1 pseudogene is annotated in these 433 nt (G+C 77.8%); it reads left to right on the plus strand.

The features are described 5' to 3' along the window. Positions 1-433, plus strand: a pseudogene (locus CCN29_RS18690) (CAP domain-containing protein); the annotation flags it as partial.

Here is a 433-nt window from a genome sequence, read left to right on the forward strand (position 1 = left end):
CCGGCGCGGTGCCGGGCCTGGAGAACTACAAGCTCGGCGGCGACCGCGGCCCCAGTGACAACGTGCAGGCCGGCGCCGGTGTGGCGACCAGCCTGCCGACCGAGCAGGGCGGCACGTCCGGCAGCGTCGAGACGCCGGGCCGCGACGCGTCCGTCCCGGCGAGCCGCGACGGCGGACGCACGGCCTCCCCGGCGCCCTCGGCCTCCGCGTCCGCCCCGGCCGCGCCGACGAAAACGCCCGAGGCGGAGAAGAAGACCCCGGAGAAGACGGAGTCCCCGGCGGCCCCGGAGAAGACCGAGGAGCAGGCGCGGGAGCGCACGACGACGCCCGACACCGAGCGGAAGGCGGGCGACCAGGGCCAGGGCAAGGGGCAGACCTCGGCGGAGGCCACCGCCGCCGTGGAGGTGCTGCGGCTGGTCAACGCCGAGCGCGC

Origin of the sequence: Streptomyces pseudogriseolus, assembly GCA_002154585.1 — a bacterium.
Lineage (GTDB): Bacteria > Actinomycetota > Actinomycetes > Streptomycetales > Streptomycetaceae > Streptomyces > Streptomyces pseudogriseolus.